This is a genomic window from Wolbachia endosymbiont of Drosophila leontia, from assembly GCF_028981785.1.
Classification (GTDB): Bacteria; Pseudomonadota; Alphaproteobacteria; order Rickettsiales; family Anaplasmataceae; genus Wolbachia; species Wolbachia pipientis.
Window position 1 is genome coordinate 1 of the sequence record NZ_JAPQLK010000105.1, and the last position, 9,764, is coordinate 9,764.

The window sequence follows — 9,764 nt, forward strand, 5'->3', positions numbered from 1 at the left end:
ATTGTTCTTTACTTATATCGCTTGGATAGCTTTTTTGCATAGATATACCTCTTTCTTAACTATGCTTATTCTACCTCATATTTTCGAGATCCTTAACAGGTTCTTATATCTATCGTTATACCATAAATAACAACAGTTATGACTTTAAAGTTGATAAACTAACTGGATGTTCAGCAGTGTTGCACTTAAAGACCTTTAATCCTTTGAATGATTGGTATGGGTTATCACCAATTGAGGCAGCTGCATATAGCATAGATCAACATAATCAGGCGGGTGCTTGGAATCAAGCGATGTTGCAAAATGGGGCAAGACCAAGTGGTGCAATAGTTGTGAAATCAGCGAAAGACGGGAGTGGTGGAAATTTAAGTCAAGAGCAGTACCAACGCTTAAAAGCGCAGATAAATGATCATTATTCAGGTTCTATAAACGCTGGAAGACCGATATTGCTTGAAGGAGGCTTGGAGTGGAAAGAAATGAGCTTATCGCCAAGGGATATGGATTTTATTGAGTCCAAACACAGCTCAGCTCGTGATATTGCGCTAGCTTTTGGCGTTCCACCGCAATTGCTTGGCATACCGGGTGATAACACTTATAGCAATTTAGTCGAAGCACGCTTATCCCTCTGGGGGCAGACGGTTTTACCAACGCTAGAAAATATTATCTGTCACCTGAATTCTTGGCTGATACCAAGATTTGGTGAAGATCTGTGCTTGTCGTATGACAAAGATGCAATAGAAATTCTCATGGAAAAAAGACAAAAGTTGTGGAAATACGTAGAAAACGCAAGCTTCATGACGCTCAACGAAAAGAGAGAAGCATTTGGCTTGCCACCACTGCCAGGTGGTGATGAGTTAGGTTAAGTTTGTATCCGTTCAGATGAGTTCATTGTCCCCTAAACCGTACACCTAAGTAAATTAACTATTTTTCTTGCCAACCAGAGCGATGAAGATTTGATCTACATCAAAACTCATCTTAGGACGCCAAATAGGGCCATCCAAATGCATATCGATATAGATTGGATTACTATAATTTGGTGGTATGAAAAAGAACCTGAATATAGAATTTAAAGTGAAGTTAGATAAGGTCAAATTAGAAGAGATCGACCCTGATGCTTGATCAATCCCGAATTGTAAACTAGTTGAACATATGCCACTCTTAATACTTGCTTTTCCGCTAATATTTTCAAAAAATGTTTTACCGTTATATATATCAATATAAGCAAGTGTGGAGATTTCAGACTTATTATTACTGCTTAACAAATTAGTGATAAATGAATTGAAATCTACATTAGTAACTTCTATTCCTTGCGCTTGTAAGTTTACATCTCCTGATAAGTTACTAGCCCAATCATGAAAACTTTTTCCTTGAGTTTTGATTTCACCATTTAAGCTTACCTGACCATTTACATTGTCAATTCCTATAACCTTACCAATCTTTTTAGTGTCCAAATTTACAATAGAAAACCTTGTATTTATTGAGTCTGATCTTAAATAACCCTGAAAAAACACTTGCCCGTGTTCTAATACGTAACTTGCCTGCCTGATAGTGATAGTGTTGTTTCTCATTACCGCATCCAAATTAAAATCTTTTAAAACATTCTGCTCGGTTTTAAATTCTGCAGTATTGATTTGCACATTTGCATCAAAGCCTTCTTTATCATCCAAAAAATCAAGCTGCTTTGTTGACCATTGAATTTGATCTATCTCATTTCTTGAATTTCTTTTCGCCTCTACTAAATTTGGTAATGTAATAATTTTTCCATTAAATTTACTGCCCGTAAGGTTAACATCTAATAAAGGTTTGGCGTATTTTTGATCTGCTAATATTTTTGCATTACCGGTAATATCGAAATCTTCTCCAGATAGTTTTATTTTATCTGCAACTAGCTTACCTTTTTCCATTTTCAGCAAAAAATCCAAATTTTTAATTTTCGTATCATTCAATGTAAGGTTATTAACACGGGCCTTTATATTTGTATCATACTGAAAATTTTTCAGCCATTGCATTTTAGGTAAACTGCTAAATAATGAATGATCATATTTATCTGCATCAAGATTATGCATGCTAAATTCACCATCGATCACACTGCGTTTTTTTGTGTGGCTTACTCTAATTGATCCTTGCAAGGATTCCTTATTATTTAGCAGTCTAATGTCTGAGATAGATAATATTCTTGGTGCAAGGTGCAGTTTAGAACTTAGTGTAAATTGATTTTTCTGATTTTCTTTCATCTTTATAGAAGGGAAAAAACATGAAATGAATGACTCAAAATCATTTCCTTCGACTAATAAATCACCGTTGAATTCAGATAGGACATTATTGTTTGAGATCTCTCCTGATAAGTAAGATATATTATTGATTCCAGGAAATTTAAGAAGCGTATTAACTTTTACTTTGCCATCAGTGGATTTTAGTACAGCACGGAAATTGTCCAATATTTTGTTTTGATATTGAATGTTAGAAGCTTCCATATTAAAATTTAAGCTCAAGTTCTTTGGCACAACTGCTCTAAAACATTCCAGAAGATCCTTCATATTCATTGTTCTTTGTGAATCATTTTGTATGGAATCTAAATCAACTTTACTGAAGCTAATATTGAAATTAGTGTGATTGCCTTTTCTATCATTTTGTATTGTACCGCTGGCTTGCATGCTTTTGGAATCAATTTTTAAGTCAGTTGCCGTAAACTCACTTTCATTAAGACTTATATCGGATGATATCTTGATATTTTCGCTAGGAATAACACAAGAGAGAAAGCTAAGATTAATGATTTTTGCTAAATCACTCACAGAACCGGAACTGTTATTAATTGTTAATGTTAAATTACCCTGGAGTTCTTCTTGATTTCTATTACCTGTAAATAGCAAATTTACAAAATTTGATTCAACACTAATGTGTACATTCCTTTTTGTGATATTAACCTTTCCTGAAAAATCGTAATTATTATCACCTACCTTTACTTTACCAAAAAACTGCTTATTTTTTTTTACAGCAACTTCCTTTATGTTAACAATATCAGCGAAATCATTCTTGAAACTTACTTGGCTGTCTTTTATTACTATATTGACTGTGTTACCACTGGCGTTTGTATTTATAATATTAGGTAAATTTTCTTTGTTGCTTTTCATGCCAAACAATGTGATTGACTTTGGTTGCAACGAAAATAAAAACAACGATAGGAACGATGGCCTTATTTCAATTTTTCTTACACTAATTAAATCTGACAACTTTTGCTCTTTATTTTCGTTGTATTGTACGTATACATTATAAATGGTGAGCTTTGGGGTAATCAACGAAACTTTAATTTTTCCCCCAATATGCACTTTAGCATCATACGTCTTCTCTAACTCTTTTATGATATATTTCCTGTAGCCACTCCAATCCTTAAAAGTTGCAGCAACATGCATGAGAATTAATAGCAGTGAGATTGATAATATAGCATATAAAGAAAGTCTCATAATTTACACATGCTTAAAGTTTCCCTTAAATATTAAATAGAGAATACCAAAATAAACAATAACACTCAAAGCTATTAAAGTCGTTAAATAAACAATACGAGCCAATATTTTATCAAAAAATAATCCTGCCAACAAAGAATTAAAAATATAAAGGGCTATTGACATGACTGCCGTTGCTACAAAAATTTTCATGACATTTAACAATAACGCTTGGCTAACCTTATACATTTTATTTATTGTTAAATAACTAATTAATAGAATGGAGTTTATCCAAGTGGAAACGGAAGTAGCAATAGCAATCCCCGTATGCTGATACTCGTTCATTAACAAAAGGTTTAGCACTACATTAATTCCAAGACACATTAGCGAAAATATGGTTGGTATTTTCAGATTGCCTTTAGCAAAAAATGTAGGTAGCAATACTTTATTTATAATAAATGCAGGTAAAGAAAGAGAAAATGCTATTAAAGTGGGAACAGTTTGCTGCACTGCATAATGATCAAACCGGCCGTAAGAAAAAAGCGTAAGTAAAATTATGTCGGGAATAATGGTAAAGGCAGCAGTTGTTGGCATAATTAACATTAATCCTATGTTGAGAGCCTTGTTCTGTATTTTGACTATATTTTCAGTATTATCCACCTGTTTTGAAATTAAAGGAAGAAGCACTGTGCCAATTGCAGTACCGATTATTCCCTGCGGTAGTTGATTTAGTCTATCGGCATAATATATATAGGACACCGCATTTGGTATAAAACTCGCCATGATTGTATCAATCCATAAGCTTATTTGAGTTACACAATTATTGATAATTGCAGGTACCACACGCTTAAAAAATAACCTTACTTCATTGCTTAATTCAAGGCTAAAAGAAAAAGCTGCCTTTAATTTATATGCACTAAATAGCATCAGCAACAACTGAAAAACTCCTCCTATCAGCACAGCTATAGAAAGGTTGTGCGCTGAGGTTTTTACGTAAGGCACAAACAAACTGATGATTAAACAAAGATTCAAAACGATTGGTGCAATAGCTGTTGAAGCAAAATGCTGCTTTACTTGCAGCATTCCACCAATAAGTGATGCAATTGAAACAAAGATTATGTAGGGCATCATAATTCTTGATAAAGTAACAGTAAGGGTAAACTTACTTTGGTCAAATCCAGGAGCAAAAATTTGAATCATATAAGGGGAGAAAGCTTGCATAATAAGGCAAAAAATTACTAAGATAATAAACGTAATGGATATTACACTACTTGCAAAATTAAATGCCTTTTTATTATCATATGATTCTGTCGAATATAACGGTATGAATGAGGTAGTGAACGCTCCTTCTGCAAAAAATGCTCGAAATAGATTGGCAAAGCGAAACGAAGAAAAAAATATGTCTGCAAGAGAGTTCGCACCAATGACCGTAGCAATCAATACATCTCTTATTAACCCTGAGATCCTTGAAATAGCCGTAAAAAAACTAAATGTGAAAATACTTTTAAACATACCACTACTTCATTAGTGTCAATACGATTAACTATAATGGTAAAAGTATCAATGAAAATATTTATTGGCTAAACTTAAAACCCTCTGCAAAAGGAGAGTTAAATAATCAATTGACTATTTGCGCTCTTATGTTAGAAATTTTATATCTTGGCGGGCGTAGCTCAGTTGGTAGAGCGTCAGTTTGTGGTACTGAATGTCGCCAGTTCGATCCTGGTCGCTCGCCCCACTAAAACCCGATAATTTGAAAAACCGTCATCCCGCTGCTTGTTGGCGGGATCTAGAGATACCGTGACGGTATGACGTGAGTTAGCTATACATTGGCCACTGATGATTGAAATAGTTATAGCTCTTTTTACAATAATCCGAACAGACCGTAATATGCTATTGGCCTGCTATAGCCATAAACACATATCTTATCGCATTCGGACTATTATAAGAAAGGCTATAATTACTGTAAAATTTGACATTAACCGCTAATAGTCGGAATATTAGTAGGGTACGAATTACTTAAAAAGCATGCATAAATATGATGTAGTGGTGGTAGGTGGTGGTCATGCAGGGTGCGAAGCTGCTGCTGCTGCAGCTCGCCTTGGTGCAAACACGCTGCTTATAACTCATAAAATTTCAACTATAGGGGAAATGTCCTGCAATCCAGCAATCGGAGGAGTTGCAAAGGGTGTTGTAGTCAGGGAAGTTGACGCTCTTGATGGAATAATGGGAAGAGCAATCGACCGAGCAAGCATACACTCAGTCATTTTAAATAGCAGCAGAGGTGCGGCAGTGTGGGGACCACGTGCACAGGCAGATCGAAAATTATACAAGCAAGCAATACAGGAAATTGTTCTAAATTATAATAATTTGACGGTAAAAGAAGAGTCGGTTGACGATTTTCTTATAGAGAGTAATAACAATGGAGAATTGTGCATTAAAGCTGTAATAACAAGCTCAGGGGAGCATATACTGACAAGTAAAGTCGTTCTAACTACAGGGACTTTTCTGCGGGGTGTGATTCATATAGGAGAGCAGGTAACTCCTTCAGGGAGAATGGGAGATAAGCCTGCCGTAGAACTTGCAAATACGTTGAAGAAATATAATTTTAAATTAGGTAGATTGCGTACCGGAACTCCGCCAAGGCTTGATCGTGGCACTATAAACTGGTCAATATTGCAAGAACAAGTGGGCGATAATCCACCTGTGCCGTTTTCTTACTTAACAGAAAAAATTAACCAACCTCAGGTATCATGCTTTATTACCCATACTAATGAAAACACGCATAAAATAATTAGAGAGAATCTGCACAGGTCAGCTTCTTCGTATTTGGATGATATTATAGCACCAAGATACTGCCCATCCATTGAAACTAAGGTTAAAAAATTCGCAGAAAAAAGTAGTCATCAAATATTTTTAGAACCAGAGGGCTTGAATGATGATACTATATACCCGAACGGAATTTCAAATTCATTGCCTATTGAGGTGCAGTGTGAAATGATAAAGAGTATCAAGGGACTTGAAAATGCAGAAATACTAAGACCTGGATATGCAGTTGAGTATGACTATATTGACCCACGAGAGCTGTTTCATACTCTCGAAACTAAGAAAGTTAAAGGCCTATATTTTGCTGGCCAAATTAATGGCACCACTGGATATGAAGAAGCAGCAGGGCAAGGAATTATCGCCGGAATTAATGCAGCACTCTCTGCATCTGAAAAAAAAGAAAGCTTTGTTCTTCATCGCACAGACTCATATATCGGCGTAATGATAGATGATCTAGTCATCAAAGGGGTGATCGAACCTTATAGATTATTTACTTCACGTGCAGAATATAGGCTAGCTATCAGGTCAGACAATGCAGATAGAAGATTAACACAAAAAGGTTATGATATTTCCCTTGTTTCGCATGAGAGATACTCTGTTTTACAGAATAAACTTGAATCCATTAAGCAGCTTGAAGAGAAGTTAGGGAGTCTGACGATTACTCCTGAGCAGCTTAGGTCTTATGGTATCAAAATATCTTATGATGGGATAAGAAAAACGGCACTAGATTTACTTAGCTATCCAAACATCGACTGGAATAAATTACAAGAAATATGGCCGGAGTTAAGCAGCGTCACGCGCTGGAATGACAAAATGGGACACACCAAAGCGGATAATAGAGCTAAGAATGAAATATGCGAAGCGGTTGAAATTGAAGCAAAATACAAACCTTATCTAATAAGACAAGAAGCGGATATGAAGTTTTTACGAGAGGAAATTAACACTCAAATTCCTATTGATTTCAACTATTCACAAGTTAAAGGCCTGTCAAGTGAAGTAATAGAAAAGTTGCAGACGATAAAACCAGCGACGATTGGCATTGCAAAGCAAATACAAGGCATCACTCCTGCAGCGATAGTGAGCATATTAGTGTATTTGAGAAACAGGAAAACGAAAGTGGCTGCTAATTTTGTATGAGGTGTTCTATGTCAAAAATCGAAGAATTTCGATCTTTTATGCGTGAAACAAATGTTGACGCATTTATATTGCATACTAAAGATGAATATTTAAGTGAATATTCAGACGAGTTAACCAAGTTATGTGGCTTCACAGGAACAAATGGGCTACTTATCGTTACAAAAGACAACAAGTGCCCATTTTTTACGGATGGACGCTACATCACACAAGCTCGCAATCAGCTCGATCGGGGCAATTTTCAAGTGTATAATATACAAGAAGAGGATCCACGCGAATGGATAAAAGCAAACTTAACATCAACTGCCTCACTAGGTTATTATTTGCAATATTTTACCATAGAAGATATAAGAAAGTATGAGAATATCTGTAAATTAATACCCTGTTTAGCTGGAAAAAAAAGTGACTGTCGAAAACAAGCAGTGGTTTTACATTCTATTGAATATGCTGGTGAAAGTAGTAGGGACAAATGTGAAAAAATAGCTAAAAGCATAGATAAAGAAGCTGAAGTAGTGCTTTTAACTGATCCAAATTCAATTTCATGGTTATTAAATTTAAGAAATGAAAATGCTAAATATACTCCATGTATATTGGGCCGTGCTATATTGTATAAAAGCGGTAATGTTGATTTGTTTATTCAAGATAAAGAACATTCAACTATAGAAGCAAATTTAGGCAATCATATAAATATTTTTGATATTAGTGAGCTAGAAAATTCGCTGCACAAGCTAAATTCAATAGTTATAGATCCAAACACAACTCCAATGAGTACTATGGCTGTAATAAAAGATAAACAGGTAGCTGAAAGAGAGGATCCTTGTCTGATTTATAAAGCAGTAAAAAACCAAACTGAAATAGCTGGGGCTATAAATGCGCACATCAGAGATGGAGTGGCAGTTACAAACTTTCTACATTGGCTTGAAAATAATGTTGGTACAGAGCTTGAAGCTGAAGAGAAACTCTTAGAATACAGAAAAGAGCAGAATTTGTTTAAGCAACTAAGTTTTCCAACAATTTCAGCATTTAATGAGAATGGAGCAATAATTCACTATCGTGCAAGCAGTAAGACGAATAAGGTAATTCAGAAAAGTGGACTATATTTGATTGACTCTGGTGGCCAATACCTTAATGGTACAACTGATGTGACAAGAACTGTAGTGGTTGGTAATCCGACCAATGAGCAAATAACCCACTATACAATAGTGTTGAAAGCTTACATTGCTATAGCAAGTGTCATCTTTCCTTCTGGCACTACTGGTGGAGAATTGGATATATTGGCACGTACGCATTTATGGAAATTTGGAATGGACTATATGCATGGTACAGGGCATGGAGTAGGAAGTTACCTATCAGTACACGAAGGACCACAAGCAATATCAAAAAGTAATAAAGTGAAACTCACGCCAGGGATGATACTTTCCAACGAACCTGGCTATTACATTCCGGGAGAGTATGGAATAAGAATTGAAAACCTGATATATGTTGACAGGCAAGAGAATGGCTTCTTAAACTTTAAACAACTGACCTCTATTCCATATGATAGAAGACTAATAAATGTGCAAATGCTTACTAAGGATGAAATTGAATGGATAAATGGCTACCATCAATTTGTCTATAAAAACTTAGAAAATAGCGTAAAAGATAAGGAATGGTTAAAGAAGGTATGTGACCCTTTATAAGCAAAGGAGCATTTTTTATTATTTAAAAAGTATTAATGCAATTGTGACAGGTATTTTGTATTGTTTTTAATTTTAAAATAATATACAATGAAGAACACGTATTTTTAGGTAGGTTATAATTATGATAGACAAAGGGCAAGAAGATGAGTTTATGAAGCAGTATATGGATACTTGCAAAGAGCAAATAGAAAAATTAGCCAAGGATCCTGAATTGCTTAATCAGACTTTAAAACCATTTATGCAAATGTCTCAGCAGCTTATGGCTGGCGGTATGTTAGAAGGGGCTATGCCTGGCATGATACCTGATTTGGGCAGTGTGGATGTTAACAAGATGATTGCTCAGATGAAGGAAATGATTGACTACATAAGAGGTAACTATAAGGAACTAATGAAAGAGCACAGCTCGCAGATTCAAGAGCTTGATGAGTCCAGTAAAAAGCTAAGAGGCTTAGTTAAAAAATTGATAGAAAAGATCGAAAGTAAGTAAATAACATCTGGATTTCTGTCATTCTATATACAATTTTCTAGTTGGACGGTAAGTCGAGGTCAATTATTGATGTCATGAAAGTAGCTGACACTGGTTCCTTTATGACGGCAGTGCCCGGAGGTGTCATCCCGGTGCTTGACACTGGGATGGCTTTGTTGCATCGCTCTTCGGATAGTAGGTAACGTACAATAAATTCATGAA

6 protein-coding genes and 1 tRNA gene are annotated in these 9,764 nt (G+C 35.3%); 5 read left to right on the plus strand and 2 right to left on the minus strand.

Annotation, left to right across the window (positions count from 1 at the left end; translation table 11 throughout):
* Positions 1-77 precede the first annotated feature (77 nt).
* Positions 78-860 (plus strand): phage portal protein, encoded by a 783-nt coding sequence (locus OZD63_RS03380; protein WP_275008120.1) that lies wholly within the window; start codon positions 78-80, stop codon positions 858-860.
* A gap of 54 nt (positions 861-914) precedes the next feature.
* Here the strand turns inward: OZD63_RS03380 and OZD63_RS03385 are convergent, their stop codons facing one another.
* Positions 915-3,458, minus strand: coding sequence for an AsmA family protein (locus OZD63_RS03385; protein ID WP_275008117.1), 2,544 nt, complete (start codon positions 3,456-3,458; stop codon positions 915-917).
* Between the two features lie 3 nt (positions 3,459-3,461).
* Positions 3,462-4,949 carry a murein biosynthesis integral membrane protein MurJ gene (gene murJ, locus OZD63_RS03390; protein WP_275008118.1) on the minus strand — a complete coding sequence of 496 codons (1,488 nt, stop codon included), beginning with the start codon at positions 4,947-4,949 and terminating at the stop codon, positions 3,462-3,464.
* A gap of 150 nt (positions 4,950-5,099) precedes the next feature.
* Between murJ and OZD63_RS03395 the strand changes: the two genes are divergently transcribed.
* The 4 genes from OZD63_RS03395 to OZD63_RS03410 all read left to right on the plus strand — a co-directional run bounded on the left by OZD63_RS03395 (position 5,100) and on the right by OZD63_RS03410 (position 9,563).
* Positions 5,100-5,175, plus strand: a tRNA-His gene (locus OZD63_RS03395).
* 290 nt (positions 5,176-5,465) lie between these two features.
* Positions 5,466-7,400 carry a tRNA uridine-5-carboxymethylaminomethyl(34) synthesis enzyme MnmG gene (gene mnmG / locus OZD63_RS03400; RefSeq protein ID WP_274979811.1) on the plus strand — a complete coding sequence of 645 codons (1,935 nt, stop codon included), beginning with the start codon at positions 5,466-5,468 and terminating at the stop codon, positions 7,398-7,400.
* A gap of 8 nt (positions 7,401-7,408) precedes the next feature.
* The gene (locus tag OZD63_RS03405; protein ID WP_275008119.1) at positions 7,409-9,076 is read left to right on the plus strand and encodes an aminopeptidase P family protein; all 1,668 of its coding nucleotides are present in this window, start codon (positions 7,409-7,411) and stop codon (positions 9,074-9,076) included.
* A 121-nt stretch (positions 9,077-9,197) separates the two neighbouring features.
* Positions 9,198-9,563 (plus strand): hypothetical protein, encoded by a 366-nt coding sequence (locus OZD63_RS03410; RefSeq protein WP_274979809.1) that lies wholly within the window; start codon positions 9,198-9,200, stop codon positions 9,561-9,563.
* Positions 9,564-9,764 lie beyond the last annotated feature (201 nt).